Annotated in this window: 20 protein-coding genes; 11 read left to right on the forward strand and 9 right to left on the reverse strand. The window is 66.7% G+C overall.

Annotated features, from left to right (window positions below):
- Positions 1-88 precede the first annotated feature (88 nt).
- From glgA to glgX, 3 genes are read left to right on the forward strand one after another with little or no spacing between them, the layout of a single operon-like run.
- Positions 89-1,555: a glycogen synthase GlgA gene (gene glgA, locus IP83_RS17680; protein ID WP_054123559.1), complete on the forward strand. Its 1,467-nt coding sequence runs from the start codon at positions 89-91 to the stop codon at positions 1,553-1,555.
- Positions 1,552-3,180 (forward strand): alpha-D-glucose phosphate-specific phosphoglucomutase, encoded by a 1,629-nt coding sequence (locus tag IP83_RS17685; RefSeq protein WP_054123560.1) that lies wholly within the window; start codon positions 1,552-1,554, stop codon positions 3,178-3,180. The genes glgA and IP83_RS17685 overlap by 4 nt, the downstream gene beginning before the upstream one ends.
- Positions 3,177-4,943 (forward strand): glycogen debranching protein GlgX, encoded by a 1,767-nt coding sequence (gene glgX / locus IP83_RS17690; RefSeq protein ID WP_054123561.1) that lies wholly within the window; start codon positions 3,177-3,179, stop codon positions 4,941-4,943. The genes IP83_RS17685 and glgX overlap by 4 nt, the downstream gene beginning before the upstream one ends.
- 6 nt (positions 4,944-4,949) lie before the next feature.
- On the opposite strand, the gene IP83_RS17695 is transcribed toward glgX, so the two are convergent.
- Entirely contained in the window at positions 4,950-5,636 is a 687-nt protein-coding gene (locus IP83_RS17695; protein WP_197274430.1) for an alpha/beta hydrolase, read from the reverse strand.
- 313 nt (positions 5,637-5,949) lie between these two features.
- Between IP83_RS17695 and IP83_RS17700 the strand changes: the two genes are divergently transcribed.
- From IP83_RS17700 to IP83_RS17720, 5 genes are read left to right on the forward strand one after another with little or no spacing between them, the layout of a single operon-like run.
- The gene (locus IP83_RS17700) at positions 5,950-6,723 is read left to right on the forward strand and encodes a DUF2334 domain-containing protein (protein ID WP_054123563.1); all 774 of its coding nucleotides are present in this window, start codon (positions 5,950-5,952) and stop codon (positions 6,721-6,723) included.
- Positions 6,720-7,892: a glycosyltransferase gene (locus tag IP83_RS17705; protein WP_054123564.1), complete on the forward strand. Its 1,173-nt coding sequence runs from the start codon at positions 6,720-6,722 to the stop codon at positions 7,890-7,892. The genes IP83_RS17700 and IP83_RS17705 overlap by 4 nt, the downstream gene beginning before the upstream one ends.
- A gap of 40 nt (positions 7,893-7,932) precedes the next feature.
- Positions 7,933-8,883: a hypothetical protein gene (locus IP83_RS17710; protein WP_231625112.1), complete on the forward strand. Its 951-nt coding sequence runs from the start codon at positions 7,933-7,935 to the stop codon at positions 8,881-8,883.
- Positions 8,880-9,410 (forward strand): DUF2141 domain-containing protein, encoded by a 531-nt coding sequence (locus tag IP83_RS17715; RefSeq protein ID WP_054123566.1) that lies wholly within the window; start codon positions 8,880-8,882, stop codon positions 9,408-9,410. Before IP83_RS17710 ends, IP83_RS17715 begins: the two co-directional genes overlap by 4 nt.
- Before the next feature lie 8 nt (positions 9,411-9,418).
- On the forward strand, positions 9,419-10,624 hold the full coding sequence (locus IP83_RS17720) for a glycosyltransferase (RefSeq protein WP_054123567.1): 1,206 nt from the start codon (positions 9,419-9,421) through the stop codon (positions 10,622-10,624).
- Positions 10,625-10,633: 9 nt separating this feature from the next.
- Here IP83_RS17720 and IP83_RS17725 read toward each other — a convergent pair whose 3' ends face one another.
- Positions 10,634-11,023, reverse strand: a complete 390-nt coding sequence (locus tag IP83_RS17725) for a nuclear transport factor 2 family protein (RefSeq protein ID WP_054123568.1) — start codon at positions 11,021-11,023, stop codon at positions 10,634-10,636.
- Positions 11,024-11,134: 111 nt separating this feature from the next.
- On the opposite strand from IP83_RS17725, the gene IP83_RS17730 reads away from it, so the two are divergent.
- Positions 11,135-11,641 (forward strand): MarR family winged helix-turn-helix transcriptional regulator, encoded by a 507-nt coding sequence (locus IP83_RS17730; protein ID WP_054123569.1) that lies wholly within the window; start codon positions 11,135-11,137, stop codon positions 11,639-11,641.
- A 143-nt stretch (positions 11,642-11,784) separates the two neighbouring features.
- Positions 11,785-12,210 carry a DoxX family protein gene (locus IP83_RS17735; RefSeq protein ID WP_082364815.1) on the forward strand — a complete coding sequence of 142 codons (426 nt, stop codon included), beginning with the start codon at positions 11,785-11,787 and terminating at the stop codon, positions 12,208-12,210.
- A gap of 78 nt (positions 12,211-12,288) precedes the next feature.
- On the opposite strand, the gene IP83_RS17740 is transcribed toward IP83_RS17735, so the two are convergent.
- Positions 12,289-14,880 carry a TonB-dependent receptor gene (locus IP83_RS17740; protein WP_054123570.1) on the reverse strand — a complete coding sequence of 864 codons (2,592 nt, stop codon included), beginning with the start codon at positions 14,878-14,880 and terminating at the stop codon, positions 12,289-12,291.
- 420 nt (positions 14,881-15,300) lie between these two features.
- On the opposite strand from IP83_RS17740, the gene IP83_RS17745 reads away from it, so the two are divergent.
- Positions 15,301-15,999 (forward strand): murein L,D-transpeptidase catalytic domain family protein, encoded by a 699-nt coding sequence (locus IP83_RS17745; RefSeq protein WP_054123571.1) that lies wholly within the window; start codon positions 15,301-15,303, stop codon positions 15,997-15,999.
- Between the two features lie 203 nt (positions 16,000-16,202).
- Here IP83_RS17745 and IP83_RS17750 read toward each other — a convergent pair whose 3' ends face one another.
- From IP83_RS17750 to IP83_RS17775, 6 genes are all read right to left on the reverse strand, one after another.
- Positions 16,203-16,655, reverse strand: a complete 453-nt coding sequence (locus IP83_RS17750; protein WP_054123572.1) for a MaoC family dehydratase — start codon at positions 16,653-16,655, stop codon at positions 16,203-16,205.
- 94 nt (positions 16,656-16,749) lie between these two features.
- On the reverse strand, positions 16,750-18,636 hold the full coding sequence (locus IP83_RS17755; RefSeq protein ID WP_054123583.1) for an acetyl/propionyl/methylcrotonyl-CoA carboxylase subunit alpha: 1,887 nt from the start codon (positions 18,634-18,636) through the stop codon (positions 16,750-16,752).
- Positions 18,633-19,097 carry a nuclear transport factor 2 family protein gene (locus IP83_RS17760; RefSeq protein WP_054123573.1) on the reverse strand — a complete coding sequence of 155 codons (465 nt, stop codon included), beginning with the start codon at positions 19,095-19,097 and terminating at the stop codon, positions 18,633-18,635. Before IP83_RS17760 ends, IP83_RS17755 begins: the two co-directional genes overlap by 4 nt.
- Positions 19,098-19,107: 10 nt before the next feature.
- Complete coding sequence (locus IP83_RS17765) at positions 19,108-19,512, reverse strand: endonuclease domain-containing protein (RefSeq protein ID WP_054123574.1); 405 nt, start codon at positions 19,510-19,512, stop codon at positions 19,108-19,110.
- A 130-nt stretch (positions 19,513-19,642) separates the two neighbouring features.
- Positions 19,643-21,304 carry a carboxyl transferase domain-containing protein gene (locus IP83_RS17770; RefSeq protein ID WP_054123575.1) on the reverse strand — a complete coding sequence of 554 codons (1,662 nt, stop codon included), beginning with the start codon at positions 21,302-21,304 and terminating at the stop codon, positions 19,643-19,645.
- Between the two features lie 169 nt (positions 21,305-21,473).
- Positions 21,474-22,640 (reverse strand): isovaleryl-CoA dehydrogenase, encoded by a 1,167-nt coding sequence (locus tag IP83_RS17775; RefSeq protein ID WP_054123576.1) that lies wholly within the window; start codon positions 22,638-22,640, stop codon positions 21,474-21,476.
- Between the last annotated feature and the right edge of the window lie 23 nt (positions 22,641-22,663).

Genomic DNA, 22,663 nt, shown 5'->3' on the forward strand with positions numbered 1-22,663 from the left:
GGGGGGGGGGGGGGGGGGGGGGGCGCCGCGCTCTCGGGACAGGCCGAGCCCCCTCCCCCAACCCCTCCCCGATGGGGAGGGGCGCAAGATGACTCTCAGCATCCTCTCCGTCGCTTCCGAAGCGGTCCCGCTGGTCAAGACCGGCGGCCTCGCCGATGTGGTCGGCGCGCTCCCCGAAGCGCTCGCCCCGCACGGCGCCGCCATGACCACGCTGCTCCCCGGCTATCCGGCGGTGACAGCCACGCTCGGCAAGAAGCACAAGGTCCTGCACACGTGGGACAGCCTGCTCGGCGAACCGGCGCGGCTGCTGGCGGGCAAGATCGGCGCGCATCCGCTGCTCATCCTCGATGCCCCCGGCCTCTTCGCCCGCGAAGGCGGACCCTATGTCGATGCCACCGGGCGCGACTGGCCCGACAACTGGAAGCGTTTCGCCGCCTTTGGCCGCGCTGCCGCCGATATCGCGGGCGGTGCCGTCAAAAGCCTGAGCTTCGACGCGATCCACGCGCACGACTGGCAGGCCGGCATGGCCCTCGCCTACCAGCGCTTTGCTCCATTTTCCGGAGATGGCGCTGGCGCGCAGCTGCCCTCGGTCATCACCATCCACAACATGGCGTTCCAGGGCCACTACGGCGCGGACCTGTTCCCCGCGCTCGGCCTGCCGCCGCAGGCCATGGCGATCGACGGGATCGAGTACCACGGCGGCATCAGCTTCCTCAAAGCCGGCCTCGCCGCCGCCAGCCGCATCACCACGGTGAGCCCGACCTACGCGCGCGAGATCCGCGAGCCCGGCTTCGGCATGGGCCTCGAAGGCCTGATCCGCGCGCGCGAAGGCGAAGTCAGCGGCATCGTCAACGGGATCGACCCCGCCGTGTGGAATCCCGCCAGCGATCCGGCGCTCAAAGCCAGTTACACCGCCCGGGCGCTGGCCAAACGCGCCGCCAACAAGCGCGCGCTCGAAGCCGAATTCGGCCTCGAGAAGGGTGACGGCCCGCTGTTCATCGTCATCAGCCGCCTCACCTGGCAGAAGGGCATGGACGTCCTGCTCGAAGCCGCCGACCACCTCGTCGGCATCGGCGGACGGCTGGCCTTGCTCGGCTCGGGCGATGCCGCGCTCGAGAGCGGCTTCCACGCCGCCGCCGCGCGCCATCCGGGCCGGATCGGCGTGCGCATCGGCTATGACGAGGCGCTGTCGCACCGCATGCTCGGCGGCGGCGATGCGATCCTCGTGCCCAGCCGGTTCGAGCCTTGCGGCCTCACCCAGCTCTACGGCCTCGCCTACGGCTGCGTGCCCGTCGTCAGCCGCACCGGCGGCCTTGCCGATACCGTCATCGACGCCAACCTCGCCGCGCGGCAGGCCGGTGTCGCCACCGGCGTGCAGTTCGACGGCGTGCGCTGGCAGACCCTCGCCGATGCGCTCACCCGCACCGTCCAGCTTTACCGCGATCCCGCCGCCTGGCGCAGCCTCCAACGCGCGGGAATGGGCGCCGATTTCACCTGGACCGGCAGCGGCGAAGCCTATGCCGATCTCTACAAGAGCCTTACGGTCACGCGATGATCCAGACGATTCCTTCTTCACCCTTCACCGATCAGAAGCCGGGCACTTCGGGCCTGCGCAAGAAGGTCCGCGTCTTCGCCCAGCCTAACTACGCCGAAAACTTCATCCAGTCGGTGTTCGACGCGGTCTCGCCCGAACCCGGCGCCACCCTCGTGATCGGTGGCGACGGGCGCTATCACAACCGCACCGTGATCCAGTCCGCGATCCGCATCGCCGCCGCCAACGGCTATGGCCGGGTGCTGGTGGGGCAAGGCGGCATCCTCTCGACCCCCGCCGCGAGCCACGTGATCCGCAAGTACGGTGCCAGCGGCGGCCTCATCCTCTCGGCCAGCCACAATCCCGGCGGGCCGAATGAGGACTTCGGCATCAAGTACAACATCGCCAACGGCGGCCCCGCGCCCGAAGCAATCACCGACGCGATCTTCGCGCGCACCAAGGTCATCGACCGCTGGCTGACCGTCGAAGCGCCGGACGTCGATCTCGATCAGCTCGGCACGAGCGAAGTCGCGGGCATGACGGTCGACGTGATCGACAGCGTCGCCGACTGGGCGGACCTCATGGAAACGCTGTTCGATTTCCCCGCAATCCGCGCGGCGGTGGCCAGCGACCTCACCATGGCCTTCGATGCCATGCACGCCGTCACCGGCCCCTACGCCATCGAAGTGCTGGAAAAGCGCCTCGGCTTCCGCCCCGGCACCGTGCACAACGGCGTGCCGCTGGAAGACTTCGGCGGGCACCACCCCGATCCCAACCGCGTCCATGCCAAGGTGCTGTTCGACCTCATGTTCTCGCCCGATGCGCCTGCCTTCGGCGCGGCCTCCGATGGCGACGGCGACCGCAACCTGATCGTCGGCAAGGGCATCTTCATCACCCCGTCGGACAGCCTCGCGATGCTGGCCGCCAATGCGCACTACGCCCCCGCCTATGCCGAGGGCCTCGCCGGGATCGCCCGCTCGATGCCGACCAGCGCGGCAGCGGACCGGGTGGCCGAGGCGCTCGGCATCCCCGCCTTCGAGACGCCGACCGGCTGGAAGTTCTTCGGCACCCTGCTCGATGCCGGCAAAGCCACCATCTGCGGCGAGGAAAGCGCGGGCACCGGTTCCGACCACGTGCGCGAGAAGGACGGGCTCTGGGCCGTGCTGCTCTGGCTCAACATCCTTGCCGCACGCGGTGAAAGCGTGGAAGCCATCGCCCGCCAGCACTGGGCGAAGTTCGGCCGCAACTACTACGCGCGGCATGATTACGAAGCGCTGCCCAAGGACGTCGCCGAAGCGCTGATGGCCGCCCTTGAAGCCTTGTTCCCCACGCTCCCCGGCAAGACCTTCGGCCCGCTGACGGTCGAGACGGCGGACAGCTTTTCCTACACCGATCCCGTCGATGGCTCGGTCAGCAAGAACCAGGGCCTGCGCGTGCTCTTCGTCGGCGGCTCGCGCATCGTACTGCGCCTCTCCGGCACCGGCACCGAAGGCGCGACCTTGCGGCTCTATCTGGAACGCTACGAACCCGCCGGCGGCACGCTCGATGCCGATACCGACGCGATGCTGGGCGACCTCATCGCTGCTGCCGAGGCCATCGCCGGGATCGCCGCGCGCACCGGCCGCACCGCGCCCGACGTGATCACATGAGCCTGCTTTCGGTGCGCGCCCCGCGCGCCGAGGGGGTCACGCTCTGCCTGTTCGACGGCGAGGCCGAAACCCGCCTGCCGATGGCGCGCGCGGGCGAGGAATGGGTGGCGGACGCCCCTCCCCCCGGCACCCGCTACGGCCTTCGCGCCCACGGCGAATGGGCGCCCGAACGCGGGGCATGGTTCGATCCCGCCAAGCTGCTGGTCGATCCCCGCGCGGTGGAACTCGACCGTCCCTTCACCTACAGCCCCGCGCTCAGCGCATATGGCGTCGATACCGCCCCGCTAGTCCCGCGCGCGGTGATGCCCGGCGCACTCCCCGAAGTCCCGCACCAGCCCCCGCACTTCAAACGCGGCGGCCTGATCTATGAAGTCAATGTGCGCGGCTTCACCATGCTGCACCCCGATGTGCCGCAGGAACAACGCGGCACGGTCGCCGCCCTCGCGCACCCCGCCGTCCTCGCCCACCTCGAAGAGCTCCATGTCAGCGACGTCGAACTCATGCCGATCACCGCGTGGATCGACGAGCGCCACTTGCCCCCGCTCGGCCTCGCCAATGCCTGGGGCTACAACCCCGTCGTCCCCATGGCGCTCGATCCCCGCCTCTGCCCCGGCGGCGTCGCCGAACTGCGCGAGACGGTGGCGGCGCTCCACGCGCGCGGCATCGGCGTGATCCTCGATCTCGTGTTCAACCACACCGGCGAAAGCGACATTCTCGGCCCGGTGCTCAGTTTCCGCGGCCTCGACAACGCCGCCTATGCCCACGCGCCCGACGGCACGCTGATCAACGACACCGGCTGCGGCAACACGCTCGATTTCGCGAACCCCGCCATGCGCGCGCTGACCATCGCTACCCTCCGCCACTTCGTGCAGCACTGCGGCGTGGACGGCTTCCGCTTCGATCTCGCCACCGTGATGGCGCGCGGCCCCGGCTTTGCCACCGACGCGCCGATCTTCGCCGAGATCGCCGCCGATCCATGGCTCGCAGACCGGATCATGATCGCCGAACCATGGGATATCGGCCCCGGTGGCTACCAGCTCGGCCGCTTCCCCCCGCACTGGCTCGAATGGAACGACCGCTACCGCGACGACGTCCGCCGCTTCTGGCGCGGCGATGCGGGCCCAAGTGCTGGAGTAGGCCTGCTCGCGACGCGGATCGCGGGCAGTTCGGACATATTCGGCAAGGACTGCCGCAGCGTGAACTATCTCGCCGCGCATGACGGCTTCACCCTCGCCGATACGCTCGCCTACGAGCACCGCCACAACCACGCCAACGGCGAGGACAATCGCGACGGGCACGGCGAGAACTTCAGCTGGAACAATGGCGCCGAAGGGCCGACGGACGATCCCGAAGTCCTGGCCCGCCGCGCCGCCTTCGCCCGCGCCATGCTCGGCACGCTGTTCGTCTCGACCGGCACGATCATGCTGACGGCGGGCGACGAATTCGGCCGCAGCCAGCACGGCAACAACAACGCCTATGCGCAGGACAACGCCGTAACCTGGGTCGATTGGGAAAACCGCGATCGTGCGCTGGAGGACCATGTCGCCGCCCTCGCCGCATGGCGCGCCGCGCAGGACTTCGAGCAGTTCCCGGATGACGGCGCATGGCAGGCGCTCGATGGTTCTCCGATGGATGCCGCGCGCTGGGAAGACCCATCAACAACCGGCTTCACATGGACTGCAAAAAGCGAGGCGGCGCGATCGACGGGATTGCGTATCGATCGCGCCGCCCCTCAGGCTGGACCCGGAGTGGACGAGCCCTGAGCAGGATCAGGCGCGCTGCCAGACGAGCGCCGGATCGAATTCATCCCGCGCCGCCGGAAGCGCGCGCGGCACCTCCTGCACCACCGGCAGCGGCTGCGGCAGCAGGGTATTGAGCAGCACGCGCCCGAACGCCCAGTCGCCCAGTTCCGAGGCGGCATTGATATGCCCCGCCTCCCCCGCATCGGCGAGGCGCGAGCCCCAGCGCCGGGCAAGCCCGCGCGCCTGCGCCATCGTCAGGTAGGGATCATTGCGGCTGGCCACGAGCACCGAAGGGAACGGCAGCGCGGCTTCCGGTACCGGCGCAAAGCGCGTCAACCGGCGGTCGAGCGGGCGCTCCTCGACATCGGGCGGCGCGACCAGCAGCGCGCCGATCACCTTTCCGCCCTCTACAGGGCAGCCCAGATAAGGATTGGCCGGCTGCTCATACTCCGCCCACCACGCCACCGCGAGGCAGCCCAGACTGTGCGCCGCGAGCACCACCGGCCCTTCGGCGCGCTGGATCGCAAGATTGAGCTTGTTCACCCAGGTGTTGCGGTGCGGGTCTTCCCACAGCCCCAGATCGACCCGGCGGCAGCGCGGCAATTGCGCTTCCCACAAGGTCTGCCAGTGGCCGGGGCCGGAATTGCAAAGCCCCGGCACGGTCAGGATCACCGGCGCAGGACTATCATTCAAGGTATTGATTTCATCGGCCATCATACGTCTCCGAGAGAAGAATGGCCGGTCGACTCGGTGCACGTCCCGACAGCACTCACAATAACTCAACATATTTGATAGACAATTCCCTCAGCGACGAAACGCGCGGGGATTTCGCCGGTCTGCGCATATGTGCCCGCCACCTTGCGGATTGCCGGCACGATTGCCATGTCCTCGCCGCAGTTGGCGTGCACAAGCCGCCGCGAAGGCAAGGTCAGGTCACGCGCGAGGGGACCATACCGATGACGACAATCGAAGGCGGGACGCGGCGGCGTCTTGCGGCAGTGCAGCACAAGGTGATACCGGCGCGCGCATGAACGCCCCCGCGCCTTTCTCCAGCACGTCCGCGCGGCGGCTTCTGGTCTCGATCCACGACGTTTCGCCGCGGTTCGAAGCCCAGGTCGATGCGCTGGCCGAGCGGCTGTCGCGGCACGTCGGCGCGGCGAATTTCGCCATGCTGGTGATTCCGGACCACTGGCGCGGTGCTCCCATTGCCGGAAATGCCGCCTTTGCCGCCCGCCTGCGCGATTGGGCCGATCAGGGCATCGAGATGTTCCTCCACGGCTGGAGCCACAAGGACGAGACGCCCGCCACTGAAGGCCTTGCCGCGATCAAGGGCAAGCACATGACCGCGGGCGAAGGCGAGTTTCTCAACCTCCCCCACGCCGAAGCGCTCCAGCGCATGCGCGATGGCCGCGCGCTGGTGGAGGACGTGATCGGCCGCCCGGTCGCCGGCTTCATCGCGCCGGCATGGCTCTACGGCGAAGGCGCACACGCCGCGCTGCGCGAGCTGGGTTTTGCGCTCGCCGAAGACCACATGAAAGTCTGGCGTCCGGCCAGCGGCGAAGTGCTCGCCAAGGGCCCGGTGATCACCTGGGCCAGCCGCAGCAAGGCGCGCATCGCCAGTTCGCTCTTCGCCGCCTCGCTCGGCCGCATCGCGCTGCCTTTCACCGAAACGATCCGCGTCGCGGTCCACCCGGGCGACACCACCGTCCCCGCGCTGCTCGCCAGCATCGACAAGACCTTGGCGCGCTTCGTCCGCACGCACCAGCCTTCGCGCTATGCCGCGCTCGGCGGGGCGCAATGAACGCGCAGCCGGCGGCTCTGACGCAGGCGGACCCCGCCGCCACGCGTCCGCTGCGCATCCTGACCTGCCTCCACAGCTTCGCCCCCGGCGGTGTCGAGCGCGTGGCGCTGCGCCTGCACGAGGCGTGGCGGGCGCAGGGGCTCGATGCCAGGCTGGTCATGGGGCGCAGCTCCGGCGTCATGAAGCGCGATTGGCCGGGCCTTGCCTTCGAACTGCTCGGCAGCCAGCGCGTGCCCCATGCCAGCTGGGAAACGCTGTGGATGATCTTTCACCTGCCCGCGGCGATCCGCCGCATCCGGCCCGATGTCCTGTTCTGCGCAGGCAATTCCTACACCATCGTCGCCGTCTCGATGCGCCTGCTGCTGGGCAAGGCCTGCCCGCCCATCGTCGCCAAGATGAGCAACGACCTCATCCGCAACGATCTGCCCCCCCCGGCGCGCCTGTTCTACCGTATGTGGCTGCGCATCCAGGGCCGGGTGATCGACCGCCTCGTCGGCATGGCCCCGCCGATGCGCGAGGAGATCGCCAGCCTGATGCGCGCGCCGCAGCAGCACATCGCGGTGATCGACGATCCCTCGCTGGCGGAGGCCGATATCCAGCGCCTTGCCGCCGCGCGCTCAGCCGCCAAAGCCGCACCGCGCGGCCCCGGACGGCGCTTCCTCGCCATCGGACGGCTCGCCGCGCAGAAAAATTTCGGCCTGCTGATCGATGCCTTTTCGCGCATGGCTGGCCCGGATGACCGATTGGCCATCATCGGCGAAGGTTCTGCCCGCCGCGCATTGGAAGCGCAGGTCGAGCGGCTGGGGCTCACGGCCAAGGTCCGCTTGCCCGGCCATGTCAGCCCGCTCGATGCCGAACTGGCCTCGGCCGACGCGCTGGTACTTTCCTCGGATTATGAAGGGGTTCCGGCGGTCGTCGCAGAAGCGCTTGCAGCCGGTCTGCCCATCGTCACCACCCGCTGCAGCGTCAGCATGGAGGACATGCTCGGCGGCGGCCGCTTCGGCCTGCTCGTGCCCGTCGGCGATGCCGCCGCGCTCGCACAGGCGATGCAGGACATTGCCAAGTTGAAATTTGACGAAACCGCCGCGCGTGATCAATCACGCCGGTTCACCGTGGAGATAGCTTCGCATGGCTATCGCGCGCTGATGGAGGGGCTCGCCCATGCTTAACCCCGATGGCGAAGCGCCCTCCGCGAAGGATATGTCACCGATGGTTCCCCCCGAAGCTATGGCCGAAGCCCTCCCGCCCGTCCTGCCCACCGCGCTGCCCAGCGCCGCGCCGCTGGAACGCAGTTTGCGCAAGTGGAGCGGCTGGATCGGCCCGGTGATCTCGCTCGCCATTCTGGTTGCCGTGCTGTGGCAGCTGCGCAAGATCGATTGGGGTCAGGTCTGGTCGATCGTGCCGACCTCTCCGCTGATCTGGCTGGTGCTCGCCGCCAGCTACTTCGCGGGTCCGGTGGCGGACTGGGTCATCTTCCGCAAGCTCTGGGGCATTCCCGTGTCGGGCATTTTCCCGCTGCTCAAGAAGCTGATCGGCAACGAGCTGCTGCTCGGCTATGTCGGTGAAGTCTATTTCTACGACTGGGCGCGCCGCCACGTGAAGATGGAAGGCTCGCCCTTCGGCGCGGTCAAGGATGTCGCGATCCTCTCCGCGCTCGCGGGCAATATCATGACCGTGCTGCTGCTCATCATGACGTGGCCGATCATCAGCCAGCTGGGGCTCGATGGCGCCGGGTCGGACAACGGCCATGTCCTCGCCACCTCGATCGGGGTCGTGCTCGTCACCAGCCTCGTGATCATGTTCTTCCGCAACGGCCTGCTCAGCCTCGCCAAGGCCGATCTCGCCTTCGTCTTCGTCGTCCACACCTTGCGCATCGTCGCCAACACCGGCCTCTCGGCGCTGGCCTGGCACCTTATCCTCCCCGGCGTCGGCATCGGCTCGTGGCTGATGTTCGCGACTGTTCGGCTCCTCTTGTCCCGTCTCCCGCTCATTCCCAATAAAGACATTGCTTTCGCCGGTATCTCGACCCTGCTCGTCGGCAGTCAGGTTCAGACTAGCGACATGATTGCCATGATATCGCTGCTGATTGTGGCAACGCATGTGGTGTTGTTCATGGGCTTGATGCTCCTTGACTTGGTTCAGCGGGAGAAGAATGCTTGAAACGTTTCGTTTTTCTTGGTGGTGCGCTGGCGCTGCTGACGGCAGCGGGACCAATCCCTTCCACGCCCGATCTCGGCAAGGCCGAAGGCCAGTGCCGTCCGGGTGAGAGCGGGCCTGCCTTTCTCGTCGACCTGATGGGCCTCAAGGACCGCAGCGGCCGCGTGAAGGTCGAGGTCTACCCAGCCAACGACGGCGATTTCCTCGCCGACGACAACGTGCTGGTGATGGCTGGCAAGACCTTCCGCCGCGTCGAGGTGCCGGTGCCTGCCGAGCCGGTGCCGCGCATCTGCATCCGCCTGCCCGGCCCCGGCACCTTTGCCGTGACGGTGCTCCACGACCGCAATGCGGACCGCAAGTTCAGCCTCAGCCACGATGGCATCGGCTTTTCGGGCAACCCGAAACTCGGCTGGTCGAAGCCCAAGGCCGCCGCCGTAGCGGTCAGCGCGAACGGCGGCTTAACCACATTGCGTGTCCTGATGAACTACCGTACGGGCCTGTTCTCGTTCGGTCCCCTCAAGAGATCGTAGGTCATTCCATGAAGCTCGTCGATGTCTGCGCCTTCTACGCGCCCAAGGGCGGCGGTGTGCGCACATATGTTGACCGCAAGCTGAAGGCCGGTGCGGCGATGGGCCACGAAGTGGTCGTCATCGCACCGGGCGAGGAAAATCGCGTCGAGGAACGCGGGCCGAACGCGCGCATCGTCTGGCTGAAGAGCACGGTGTTCCCGCTCGATTTCAACTACCGCTATTTCAGCGACGTGGGAGCGCTCTATCAGGCGCTGGACCGTGAAGCGCCGGACATGGTCGAGGCCTCCTCCCCGTGGCGCAGCGCGAGCCTTGTCGGCGAATGGCCGGGCACCGCCCCGCGCGCGCTGATCATGCACGCCGATCCGCTCTCGGCCTATGCCTACCGCTGGTTCGACGGCGTCGCCCCGCGCCCGGTGATCGACAAGGCGTTCGATCGCTACTGGCGCCACTTGCGCCGGCTCGACACGCAGTTCGACATGATCGTCAGCGCCAGCCAGGGCCTCTCGGACCGGCTGACCAATGGCGGACTCGCGGGCGTCGTGACCAACCCGATGGGCGTCGACCCCGGCGTGTTCTCGCCTTCGCACCGTGACGAACGCCTTCGCAAGGGCCTGCTCGAGCTCTGCGAACTGCCCGAGGACGCGACGCTCCTCATCGGCGTCGGCCGGTTCGCGCCGGAAAAGCGCTGGCCCATGCTGGTCGATGCCGTCACCGCCGCGGGCACGCGCCGTCCGGTCGGCATGGTGCTCGCCGGGCAGGGCCGCGATCTCAAGGCCATCGAGAAGCGCATCGCGGGCAATCCGCATATCCGCATTCTCGAGCCGATCACCGTGCGCGCCGAACTCGCCCGCGTGATGGCGAGCGCCGATGCGCTGGTCCATGGCTGCGAGGCGGAAACCTTCTGCATGGTCGCCGCCGAAGCCCGCGCCTCCGGCCTCCCGCTGATCGCCCCCGATGAAGGCGGTGCGGCGGATCAGGCGCGCGCGCAGGCCCGCATGGAAGGCACCGGCTGGATCTACGAATCCGCCAATGCCGCCGCCGCTGCCGAAACCATTGTCGAGTACTGCATCGCCCGCGAAAGCGGGATCGACGGCCCCCGCGCCGTGATCCCCGCCCCGCGCGTGATGGACGACCACTTCGCCGAGCTTTTCGCCAGCTACGAACGCCTCGTCCGCGACGCCCGCCGCCAGATCGGACCGCGCCGCGCGGCCTGACGCGCGCGTTCAGCCGGCTGGTTGGAGCGCAGCGGAATCGAACAGCACGTGCTCCTCGATGGCCATGCCGTCCACGATGTGCATGCGGTCCACCCCGCACCACGCGCGATGCTCGCCGCCGATGCGGGCGCTGGCCCTCCAGAAGATGTAGAGCAGCTCGCCCGCGCCCGCGCAGTCGATCGGCGTCACTTCGAGCGCCTCCATCGCGCCCAGCATGCCGGCCATGACATCGACGTATTCCGCGCCGGAGAAGCTTCCGGCCCCGCTGAAATGGACCGTGGCGTGGGGAGCGATCAGCTCTGCCACGCGCGACCCCGACGGGGCTGCCCAAAACGACTGGAAGCGGGCGTAGAAATCGGCGTGCTCGGCGCTGAGCGGAGGGTTTGCAGGGCTGTTCATGGCAATCTCCCGGGCGACTCCGGTTGCGCCCGAAGTACCCGTCCATTTTATGTGCGGAGCGCACTTATCGGTCAAGTTGATATTCGTGCGGCCTGCACATAATAGGGCGGGATGATCGACCGGACAGCCAATCTCCTCGGCGCCCTCGGCCTCGCCGTGGCGGACCGCATTGCCGAAGCCGCGCGCCAGACGCTGCACCACGCCGGGGAAACCCCCGCGGCGCTGGTGGTGATCGGTTACGGCCTCGGCCCCTCGAACGACCAGCTCCGCCATATCCTCGGCCTCTCGCACCCCGGCTGCGTCCGGCTGATCGACCGCCTCGTCGCCGATGGGCTGGTCGAGCGGCGGCAAGGGCGGGACAGGCGGGCGATTGCTCTCCATCTCACCGACGAAGGCCATGCCTTGCGCGAGACGCTGCTCAAGGAACGCCTCGCAGTGATCAAGCCGGTCCTCGAACCGCTGGGCAGCGCCGAGCAGGATATGCTCGCCGCTCTGCTTCACAAGCTGCTCGCCGCCCTGCCCGGCACTGATCTGGAGCGTTGCACCCTGTGCCGCCTCTGCGACAACCGCGTCTGCACCGATTGCCCGATCCCCGCCGAATTCCGCACGGCAGACTGACGGACGGACGGACGCCATCTATCGATTTTATCGAACGGATAGAACAGATTTATCCGGATTTTCAGGATAAAGGCATGGGTCTATCCAGACTGCAGCAAGACCGGACGGCCCCTCGCCCGGCAGGAACTGCAAAGGATCATGCCATGTCGACTACCACTGCAACCGCCTCCGCCACCGAAATCTCCACCCCCGCCACTGGTCACCTGCTCGCCGCGACCGGCCGCGTGCTGATCGCCGCGATCTTCATCCTCAGCGGTATCGGCAAGATCGCCGCGCCCGCCGCCACCATCGGCTATATCGCCAGCGCCGGCCTGCCCTTCGCCCCCGCCGCGCTGATTGCGGCCGCCCTCATCGAAGTCGGCGTCGGCCTGGCCCTCATCGCCGGGTTTCGCACCCGCATCGTGGCTCTGGTTCTCGCCGGCTTCAGCGTCGCCACCGCGCTCGCCTTCCACGCGCACTTCGCGGATCAGAACCAGTTCATCCACTTCCTGAAGAACCTCGCCATGGCGGGCGGCCTGCTCCAGGTCGCAGCCTTCGGCTCGGGCAAGATCGGCCTCGACCGTCGCTGAGCCACCCCCGCGCCCAAACGAAAAACGGCGGCCGGATCGCTCCGGCCGCCGTCTTTTCGTCTGCAATCTGCGCTCAGATCAGAACTTGATCGAAGCGTCGAAGCCGAAGGTGCGCGGCATGTTGAAGTTGCCGTAGTCGCCCAGCACGTTGCCGTTGTTGCCGATCACGACCACGTTCGTACCGGCCGGGCCGCTGGTCTGCACAGCGGGCAAGCTGTTCGACGGATCGCGGCGATAGACATACTGGTGGTCGAACAGGTTGCGGCTCCACAGGCCGATGTTGAGCTTGGTGTCAGCGGCCGGCAGCTTGATGTCGAGCACCGAGAGGCGGGCGTTGACGATGAAGCTCGAGTCCGCCTTGGTCGCGAACTGGTCGAAGCTCTGCGTCGCCTGCGCATAGTTGGCATCGACGTGGAACTTCGGCCGTGCGCCGCCAAGGATTTCCGGCAGTTCGTAATCGACCGAGGCGCTCGCGGCGTTGCGCGGCGTGTAGACGATGTAGAACTTCTGGTTGACCGTCGTGCTGAACAGCGCCGTGCCCGTGCTGCTGAACTGCGTGTACGTCACCGGCACCAGCGGAATGTCGGTGTAGGTATAGGCGTACGAGACGTTCATCGTCAGGCGGCTGGTCGGCTTCACCGTCAGGTCAGCTTCCACACCGCGGATCTTCGTGGTGCCGGGGGCATTGAAGGTCACGAGGTTGTTGAAGTTGCCCGTCGCGGTCGGCTGGATCGTCGAAAGGTCGACCTGGCTGCCCGTGCGGTCCATGATGTAGCCCGCAAGGTTCAGACGGGCGCGACGGCCGAACAGATCCGCCTTCACGCCGATTTCATAGCTCTTGACGTCTTCCGGGTTGAACGCGCGGTAGTCCGAGGTGCGCGAGCTGGCACCGCCGGCGCGGTAGCCCGTCGCGTACTTGGCATAGGCGTGGACTTCGTTGTTCACGTCGTAGGCCACGGTAACCAGCGGGTTGAACCGGCGCCACTTCGCGTCGAGCGGCCTGTAGCCGTTCGCGGCGGCGATGGCCGGGTTGGCGCGATAATCGACGTTGCGCGAATAGATCAGCTGGCCCTGCTTTTCGTCCCAAGTGTAGCGACCGCCCGCCGTGATGTGGAGCTTCTCGTTCACATTCCACGTCGCCTGGCCGAAGATCGCATAGCTCTTCGAGTTGACCTGCGAAGCACGGTCGATCGGGCAGCCGTTGACCGCCTGGCCGACGAACTCGGGGGTGTCAGCCGTGCAGAACGTGTTGGGCACGTACGTCGCCTGCGTCGGCGTGTTGTAGATCACGCGCATCGAGTTCGGCGTGGCCGCCGTGTCGCTCACGTGCTCGTTGAAGTAGTAGAGACCAGCCACGTAATCGACCGGACCGATCGAACCGACCGCCTGGATTTCCTGGCTGAACTGGCGCTGGCGCAAGTCGGCAAGGCTATAGCGGCTGAACGTGCAGTTCGACGGGCCGTTGGCGGTGCACTCGGGGCGGTAGTTGACCACCGGCACGCGGTGCGCGCCGCCCGAGTTGTCCCACTGCTGCACATCCACACCGCGCCATGCGGTGATCGAGCGCAGCTCGATTTCCGGCGAAATCTTCCACTTGAGCACGTTGGTGAAGCCGTGCGTCTCGTCGAAGCTGCGGCGCTGCGGCACGCCGATGTCGGCCACGCGCATCAGCGTGTCGCCATTGACCACCACGCCGGGGAGCAGCGGGCGGACAGTGCCCTGCGTGCCGACGAAGGCGGTGCCGGGGGTGACGCAGGTGCTGCCGGCGGGGATCGCCAGCGGCGCGCTGTTCGAACCGCCGCTGAGGCAGTTGTTGGGGTTGTAGTTCAGCAGCTGGCTGTAGAACGGGGTGTTCTCGTCGCGCGCCACGTCATAGGTGAAATCGTTGGTCAGGCCGGCGAACGGGCTCCAGCGGACTGCCGCGCGCAGACCCTTGCGGTCGAACAGGCCCCAGCCTTCCTGACCCTGCAGCGGGTTCTTGGTGATCGGATCCTGGTGCTGGTAGACGCCGTCGAGCTTGACCGAGAAGTTCTTGAACTCGGGCAGATTGAGGTGGATCGCACCGCTGCGCGAACCGATGTTGCCGACGCTGCCTTCGATGCTGCCGCCGAACTTGCCGGTCGGCGCCTTCGAGACGAGCGAGAGTGCGCCGCCTTCGGTGTTGCGGCCGAACAGCGTACCCTGCGGGCCCTTGAGCACTTCGACGCGCTCGATGTCGAACAGGCCGGTGTTGAGGCCATGCTGGCGGCCGAGGTAGACGCCGTCGATGTAGATGCCGACGCCCTGTTCGCGCGCGGGCTGGTTGGCGTCGAGCGGCACGATGCCGCGGATGCCGATGGTCAGCGCCGACTGGCGGGCTTCGAAGGTCGCGACGCGAAGGCTCGGCACGCCGCCGTCGGCGAGGTCGAGCAGGCTCTGCACGCGGCGCTCGCGGATGGTTTCGGCATTCACGACCGAGATCGAGATCGGGGTCTTCTGCAGGTTGGTTTCGCGCTTGGTGGCGGTGACGACGATTTCCTCGATCGGCACGCCGTTGGGCACGTCGACGCCGGGCGCGGGTGCGGCTTCGGCCTGTTCGTCCGCCGCAGCGGCGAAAGCGGGGGTCGAAGCGAACGCGACGAGGCACACGCCGGCCAGCAGGCCGGTGCGCAGCGGATTTGCGAGTGTCATGAATAACCTCAGTTAGGAGAATAGCTCTTCGCTGAAGCCGCCCCTAGGCTAGTTTCATGACAGTTTTCTGACATTCTGCCACAAAATGTCATGAAAAAACGGCTGATTTCAGCCATTTTCGGCGATATGTTGCGTGAAATCCACGGCAATATTAAATCACTGCAACATTTCCAGATGACCGGCCCAGTCAGGTTGGGTTCAGGTTGGCCATCTAAAGTACGTATTACCTTCTAGCAAAAGTTTCGCAGAAGTTACCGGCCTAGAGACTCGGCGCGCGTTTCGTCGAGTCCGTATTTCAACGGTCAGTGGCGCAGGAGCCACGTTTCGTCGCAACCCTAAGGGCTTGGGGGTTGGATCATCAATCATTGCCTGCCTTAGTTGAACGCGGGATCGCCACTGCGTTCAGGACGAACTGGGACAATGACCATCAACCGGCGCCATTTTCTTGGCGCCCTTGCCGGAACCGCCGCATCGCTCGCGCTGCCGCGCCAGGCCTTGCAGGCACAGGAAGCCGAGCCCGAACTGCCGGGCGGCACCTTCTGGGGCACCGTGCCCGTCGCGGACGCCGATGCTCCGATGGTGCAGGGCGAACCGGTGGCCATCGCGCGCTCGGGCATTCTCCCCCTTATCCCCCGCGCCCTCGCCGCGCTCGACAAGCACAGCGCGGTCATCGCGGTGCGTGACAAGATCGGCATCGTCGATTTCTCGCAGCCCTCGCGGCAGGCCCGTTTCCACATCGTCGATCTCGTCGGCGGCACCGCCTCGACCCCGCTGCTGGTGGCGCATGGCAAGGGCTCGGACCCGGCCAATTGCGGCATGGCGCAGCACTTCTCGAATCTGGTGGACTCCGAAGCCTCCTCGCGCGGCAGCTATGTCACCGGGGAGCTCTACTACGGCAAGCACGGCCGCTCGCGCCGCCTGATCGGCCTCGATCCTGACAATGACCGCGCGCTGGAGCGCGGCATCGTGATTCACGCCGCAAGCTATGTCTCGCCCGCCGTCGTCGCCGCGCAAGGCCGCGTCGGCCGCAGCCAGGGCTGCTTCGCGGTCAACCCGCGCGAGATCACCCAGGTCCTCGAAACGCTCGGCCCGGGCCGCCTGCTTTTCGCAACGAGCTGAGAACAGCAGAAACCGCTCCTGCTGAGCCTGTCGAAGCGCCTGCCGCCTAGGACCCGCAAAATCCGCTCGTGCTGAGCTTGTCGAAGCAACTGCCGCCCAAGACCCGCAAAAACCGCTCGTGCTGAGCTTGTCGAAGCACCTGCCGCAACCGTCGTGCCAGCACCCTTCGACAAGCTCAGGGTGAGCGGGGTTGGGGCAATGGTTCAGCCCGGCTTCTTCGCCAGCAACGCCATCCGCAGGCACCGGCAGACCACTTCGTCCCGCTGGTTGAGCGCCTCGTGCGCAAAGGTCACGATCCCGGCATCGGGGCGCGACTTGCTGGCGCGCAGTTCCACCACTTCGCTCGTCGCGCGCAGGGTATCGCCCAGAAACACGGGCTTGGGCATCACCAGCTTGTCATAGCCCAGATTGGCCACCAGCGTGCCCACGGTCGTATCGCCGACCGACAGCCCCACCATCAGCGCGAACGTGAAAGTGCCATTGACGAGGATCTGCCCGAACTCGCTCGCCTTCGCCGCTTCGGCATCGATATGCAGCGGCTGCGGGTTGTGCGTCATCACCGAGAACAGGAGGTTGTCGGTCTCGGTCACCGTCCGCCGGATCTCATGCGCGATCCGGTCCCCCACCTGCCATTCATCGAAGTACCGGCCTGCCATCCTGCACATCCCTCTTCTCTACCCCCTCCCCTCAAGGGGAGGGCCGGGGAGGGGTTTACGGCATCAGCGGCAACGCACTCCCCTCGCCGCTTGCTCACTCGCTCGCCTTCTCCACCCGCACCAGCAAGGCTTCGACCTGCACCTGCGAGCCCACCGCCACAGTCAGCTCCGCCACCTTCCCATCAAACGGCGCGACAAGCGCATGCTCCATCTTCATCGCTTCGAGCACGAGCAGCTTCTGGCCCTTGGTGACAGTGTCGCCTGCGGTGACGTCCACCGCGATCACCTTGCCGGGCATGGGGGCGAGGATGGCGCCGTCGGAGGTTGCGCCGCCTGCGCCAAGCCCGCGCGGGGTATGGAGCGCAACGCGGTAGCCATAGCCTTGGTCAAATTTGACTAGTTCGCCATGCTCTAGGTGGGCCCGTGCCAAATAGTTTGCGTGTGGACTCCAGTCGGCCGAGATCGGCGCTGTGACGACATCACCCTCGACCTCAAGCAGGACTTCTTGCCGCGGTGCGGCGTTAAGCCGGAAGCCCGACATGGCAAGCGCGCCTTCGGACATTGGCCGGGTATCGAGCAGGAGATGGACTGCGGCATCCAGCGCTTCTTCGCTGAGTGGCGGCACAGCGATTAGATCGTCCTGATGTGCTGCGATGAAGTTGGTATCGACTGCGCCTGCAGCGAATTCGGGCCGCGCCAGCAGTTTGGCTAGGAAGCCGGCGTTGGTCTTGACCGGCCACAAGTCCGTCGCGGCGCATTGGTCGATCAGATCGCGTAGCGTTTCTTCGCGAGTATCGGAATGCGTGATGATCTTTGCGATCATCGGATCGTAAAACGTCGAAATCTCGTCGCCAGCGTAAACGGCCGCTTCGATACGCATCCCGTGGTATCGGCTGTGCGTCAGTGTTCCAATGCTCGGCAAGAACCCCTTGGCCGGATCCTCCGCATAAAGCCGCGCTTCCATCGCCCAGCCGTTGATGCTCAGCTCCTCCTGCCGCTTCGGCAGCGGCTCCCCGCTCGCCACGCGCAGCTGCCACTCCACCAGATCGACCCCGGTGATTTCCTCCGTCACCGGGTGCTCCACCTGCAGCCGCGTGTTCATTTCCATGAACCAGATGCGGTCCGCGCGCAGGCCCTCGCTGGCGTCAGCGATAAACTCGATGGTGCCCGCGCCCTCGTAGTCCACCGCCTTGGCCGCCCGCACCGCCGCGCTGCACACGGCCTCGCGCGTCGCTTCGTCCATCCCCGGGGCGGGGGCTTCCTCGATCACTTTCTGGTGCCGCCGCTGCAGCGAGCAATCGCGCTCGAACAAGTGCACCACATTGCCGTGGCTATCGCCGAACACCTGCACTTCGATGTGGCGGGGCGAGAGGATGTACTTCTCGATCAGCACCCGGTCGTCGCCGAACGAAGCCGCCGCCTCGCGCCGACACGAAGCCAGCGCCTCGGCAAATTCCGCCGCGGCTTCAACCCGCCGCATGCCCTTGCCGCCCCCGCCCGCGACCGCCTTGATCAGCACCGGATAGCCGATCGCATCCGCCTCCGCCTGCAGCCGCGCCTCGGACTGGTCCTCGCCGAGATAGCCCGGCGTCACCGGCACCCCCGCCGCGATCATCCGCGCCTTGGCCGCGTCCTTCAGCCCCATCGCGGTGATCGAAGCCGGCTTGGGGCCGACCCAGATCAGCCCCGCATCGATCACCGCCTGCGCAAACTCCGCGTTCTCCGAAAGGAACCCATAGCCCGGATGGATCGCCTCCGCGCCGGTCGCCCTGGCCGCCGCAATGATCTTCTCGCCCACCAGATAGCTCTCGCGCGCCGGGCTCGGCCCGATATGCACCGCCTCGTCCGCCGAACGGACATGCAGCGCCTTGGCATCGGCATCCGAATAGACCGCGATGGTGCGGATACCCATGGCCCGCGCCGTGCGGATCACGCGGCAGGCGATCTCGCCGCGATTGGCGATGAGGAGGGACTGGATCATGCGCCGCACCCTTCCGTGCGCGAGGAGAACGTGAGGTTCATCACCTTCCATTGGCCGTTCTCGCGCACGAGATCGAAGTGATCCGTGCCGCAGCTTGCCACCTTGCCCCCGATCGAGACCGTGAACGGCGCCCACACCATCGCGACATCCCCATCGCGCTCGACGATCATGTCGCTGATCTGCTCATGAAAGCCCGAGCCCAGCTTCATGGCCGCCGCATATTCGGCAAAGCTCTGGCTGCGCAGCCCGGTAAACCCGCTCCGCAAAGTCCCCCGCGCGGTAACGCGGCCCTGCGGATAGACCAGCTGCAGCAGCGCCGGACCATCGCCCTTCTCCAGCGTGGCAAACAGCGCATCAACGACCGCGATGACTTCCTTGTCACCGAAATCCGGCGGCGGCAGGCGCTCCCCTTGCGGGAGAGGCGCGGCAGCGAGGGCAAGGGATGAGAGGAGCGTGATCATTGGTCTTCCCTTAAGCCTCCCCGGAACGGGGAAGGGGACCGCCCGAAGGGTGGTGGAGGGGTGAACGCGCATCGCATGCGGAAACAATGGCCGCTATCGCACCTTCAAGGTTCCCCAGCACATAGCGCGCGGGAATACGCAGCACCGCAAAGTCGCGCACATCCAGCCATGCATCACGCCGCACATCACGCTCGGGCCGATCGCCCCGCTCGTGCGCAATGCCATCGATCTCGATGGCCACGCGCCGCTCAAGGCAGGTAAAGTCGAGCACCACATCGCCCAGCGGGTGCTGGCGGCGAAACTTGTAGCCACCGGGACGCTTGCGAAGTTCGCGCCAGATCAGAACTTCGGGTAAATTGCCGGAGCGCCGCTCGCGCTTGGCAATCCGGAAGGCGTTGGCGCTCGCGGAGAGCACCCCTCCACCACCCTGCGGGTGGTCCCCCTCCCCGTTCCGGGGAGGTTCAAGGCAATCGCCGCTCATAGCACCTCCCCGGAACGGGGAGGGGGACCGCCGCGAAGCGGTGGTGGAGGGGTAGGTCCTTCGCTCACATCCGGAACACCCCGAACCGGGGCGCCTCCGCAATCGGCGCCTCAAGGCAAACCCCCAGCGCCAGCCCCAGCACATCGCGCGTCTGCACCGGATCAATCACCCCATCATCCCACAGCCGCGCGGTCGCGTAATAGGGATTGCCCTCGTCCTCATACTTCTGCCGGATCGGCGCCTTGAAGGCTTCGGCTTCCTCCGGCGTCCACTTGTCCGCATCCCGGTGCACCGTTGCCAGCACCGAGGCCGCCTGCTCCCCGCCCATCACGCTGATCCGCGCGTTGGGCCAGGTGAACAGGAACCGCGGATCATAGGCACGGCCGCACATGCCATAATTGCCCGCGCCGAAGCTGCCGCCGATCAGCACCGTCAGCTTGGGCACCTGCGCGGTGGCGACCGCCGTCACCAGCTTTGCCCCATGCTTGGCAATGCCTTCCGCCTCATACTTCCCGCCAACCATGAACCCTGAAATGTTCTGCAGGAACAGCAGCGGAATGCGCCGCTGACAGGCCAGCTCGATGAAATGCGCCCCCTTTACCGCGCTCTCGCTGAAGAGGACGCCGTTGTTGGCGAGGATGGCCACCGGCATGCCCCACACATGCGCAAAGCCGCAGACCAGCGTCGTCCCGTAATGCGCCTTGAACTCATGGAACTCGCTGCCATCGACGATCCGCGCGATCACCTCATGCACATCATAAGGCGCGCGCACGTCCTCCGGCACGATGGCGTAAAGCTCCTCCGCATCATACTTCGGCAGGCGCGGGGGCGCAAAAATAGGGACAGTCCCCATTTTCGCATCCTGTTTTCCACTTCCGAACGCGGCCTGCCCGAAAATGGGGACTGTCCCTATTTTTGCGCCCAGATGGCTCACGATATCACGCACGATCGTCAGAGCATGCTCGTCATTGTCCGCCAGATGATCGACCACGCCGGACTTCCTCGCATGCAGGTCCCCGCCGCCCAGATCCTCGGCGCTGATCTCCTCGCCCGTCGCCGCCTTCACCAGCGGAGGCCCGGCAAGGAAGATCGTGCCCTGCTCGCGCACGATCACGCTCTCGTCGCTCATCGCCGGCACATAGGCGCCGCCTGCGGTGCAGCTGCCCATGACGCTGGCGATCTGCGGAATGCCCTGCGCGCTCATCTGCGCCTGGTTGTAGAAGAACCGGCCGAAGTGGTCGCGGTCCGGAAAGACCTCCGCCTGGTTCGGCAGGTTCGCCCCGCCGCTGTCGACCAGATAGACGCACGGCAGGCGGTTCGCCGCCGCGATCTCCTGTGCGCGGATATGCTTCTTCACCGTCATCGGGAAGTAGGTGCCGCCCTTCACCGTCGCGTCGTTGGCAAAGATCATGCACTGGCGGCCCGAAACCCGCCCGATGCCCGTAATGATCCCCGCGCCGGGGACTTCGTCACCATACATCCCGTTCGCCGCGAGCTGCCCGATCTCGAGAAACGGCGAGCCCGGATCGAGCAGGCGCTCCACCCGGTCGCGGGGGAGAAGCTTCCCGCGCGCAACATGGCGGGCGCGGGATTTTTCATCACCGCCCAGCGCCGCCTTGGCCACCCGCGCCCGAAGCTCATGCGCCAAGGCCCGATTATGCGCCGCGCGCGCCTGCGCCTCTGGGCTGGAAAGGTCGAGATTGGAGGAGAGGACGGGGGCGCTCATGCGGCAAACTCGCTTGCGGAGAATACCCCTCCGTCAGCCCTGCGGGCTGCCACCTCCCCATTTGTGCTTCGCAAAAACAGGGAGGAACAAGGTCCTCCCCATTTTTCCCGCAGGGACAAATGGGGAGGTGGCAGACGCGAGGCGGCTGACGGAGGGGTCATCTTCGCGCTCATCCGTTTGCCCCGATCAATTCCCGCCCGATCAGCATGCGCCTGATCTCGTTCGTCCCCGCGCCGATATCGAGCAGCTTGGCGTCGCGCAGATAGCGTTCCACCGGCCAGTCCTTGGTATAGCCTGCGCCGCCCAGCGCCTGCACCGCCTCGCCCGCCACGCGGAAGGCGGCCTCGCTGCCCAGCAGGATCACCCCCGCCGCATCGAAGCGCGTCGTCTGCCCCGCATCCGCCGCCCGCGCGACCGCATAGGTGTACGCCCGTGCCGACTGCAGCGCGACGTACATATCCGCCACCTTGGCCTGCATCAGCTGGAACGCGCCGATGGGTTTGCCGAACTGCTTGCGCTCGCGGACATAGGGGATCACGCAATCGAGGCAGGCCTGCATCACGCCCAATTGAATGCCCGCCAGCACCACGCGTTCATAATCAAGGCCGGACATCAGCACGCCGACGCCGCCATGCAGCGGCCCCATCACGTTCTCTTCCGGCACGAAGCAGTCGTTGAACACCAGCTCCGCCGTGGGCGAGCCGCGCATGCCCATCTTCTGGATCTTCTGCCCGATGGAGAAGCCCGGCATGTCCTTCTCGATCAGGAACGCGGTGATGCCGCGGCTGGCGGCTTCCGGCGCCGTCTTGGCATAGACCACCAAGGTATCGGCATAAGGCGCGTTGGTGATCCAGAACTTGGTGCCATTCAGCACGAACCCGCCCTGCACCCCGTCCGCGCGCAGCTTCATCGAGACAACGTCCGACCCGGCCCCCGCTTCCGACATCGCCAGACTGCCGACATGCTCGCCCGAAATCAGCTTCGGCAGATACTTTGCCTTCTGCTCGTCGTTCCCCCAGCGCCGGATCTGGTTCACGCAGAGGTTGGAATGCGCGCCATAGCTCAAACCCACCGAAGCCGAGGCCCGGCTCACTTCCTCCACCGCGATCACATGGTCGAGATAGCCGAGGCCCAGTCCGCCCCATTCCTCTTCCACCGTGATCCCGTGCAGGCCCAGTTCGCCCATCGCAGGCCAGAGATCGCGCGGGAACCAGTCCTCGGCATCGACCTTGGCGGCGAGCGGCGCGATCTTCTCGTCGGCAAAGCGGCCCGCCGCCTCGCGGATCATCAGGGCGCTTTCGGGCAGGGCGAAATCAAGCTCGGGCGTGGCGCGCATCTCTTTTCAGACTCCTCGTTCCG

Source organism: Novosphingobium sp. AAP93 (assembly GCF_001296055.1).
GTDB lineage: Bacteria > Pseudomonadota > Alphaproteobacteria > Sphingomonadales > Sphingomonadaceae > Novosphingobium.

Coding starts and splice junctions, on each gene's coding strand:
- glgA (WP_054123559.1), top strand. CDS start 89: ATGACTCTCAGCATCCTCTCCGTCGCTTCCGAAGCGGTCCCGCTGGTC.
- IP83_RS17700 (WP_054123563.1), top strand. CDS start 5,950: ATGAACGCCCCCGCGCCTTTCTCCAGCACGTCCGCGCGGCGGCTTCTG.
- IP83_RS17695 (WP_197274430.1), bottom strand. CDS start 5,636: ATGGCCGATGAAATCAATACCTTGAATGATAGTCCTGCGCCGGTGATC.
- IP83_RS17725 (WP_054123568.1), bottom strand. CDS start 11,023: ATGAACAGCCCTGCAAACCCTCCGCTCAGCGCCGAGCACGCCGATTTC.
- IP83_RS17730 (WP_054123569.1), top strand. CDS start 11,135: ATGATCGACCGGACAGCCAATCTCCTCGGCGCCCTCGGCCTCGCCGTG.
- IP83_RS17705 (WP_054123564.1), top strand. CDS start 6,720: ATGAACGCGCAGCCGGCGGCTCTGACGCAGGCGGACCCCGCCGCCACG.
- IP83_RS17710 (WP_231625112.1), top strand. CDS start 7,933: ATGGTTCCCCCCGAAGCTATGGCCGAAGCCCTCCCGCCCGTCCTGCCC.
- IP83_RS17770 (WP_054123575.1), bottom strand. CDS start 21,304: ATGAGCGCCCCCGTCCTCTCCTCCAATCTCGACCTTTCCAGCCCAGAG.
- glgX (WP_054123561.1), top strand. CDS start 3,177: ATGAGCCTGCTTTCGGTGCGCGCCCCGCGCGCCGAGGGGGTCACGCTC.
- IP83_RS17755 (WP_054123583.1), bottom strand. CDS start 18,636: ATGATCCAGTCCCTCCTCATCGCCAATCGCGGCGAGATCGCCTGCCGC.
- IP83_RS17745 (WP_054123571.1), top strand. CDS start 15,301: ATGACCATCAACCGGCGCCATTTTCTTGGCGCCCTTGCCGGAACCGCC.
- IP83_RS17735 (WP_082364815.1), top strand. CDS start 11,785: ATGTCGACTACCACTGCAACCGCCTCCGCCACCGAAATCTCCACCCCC.
- IP83_RS17740 (WP_054123570.1), bottom strand. CDS start 14,880: ATGACACTCGCAAATCCGCTGCGCACCGGCCTGCTGGCCGGCGTGTGC.
- IP83_RS17775 (WP_054123576.1), bottom strand. CDS start 22,640: ATGCGCGCCACGCCCGAGCTTGATTTCGCCCTGCCCGAAAGCGCCCTG.
- IP83_RS17760 (WP_054123573.1), bottom strand. CDS start 19,097: ATGATCACGCTCCTCTCATCCCTTGCCCTCGCTGCCGCGCCTCTCCCG.
- IP83_RS17720 (WP_054123567.1), top strand. CDS start 9,419: ATGAAGCTCGTCGATGTCTGCGCCTTCTACGCGCCCAAGGGCGGCGGT.
- IP83_RS17750 (WP_054123572.1), bottom strand. CDS start 16,655: ATGGCAGGCCGGTACTTCGATGAATGGCAGGTGGGGGACCGGATCGCG.
- IP83_RS17685 (WP_054123560.1), top strand. CDS start 1,552: ATGATCCAGACGATTCCTTCTTCACCCTTCACCGATCAGAAGCCGGGC.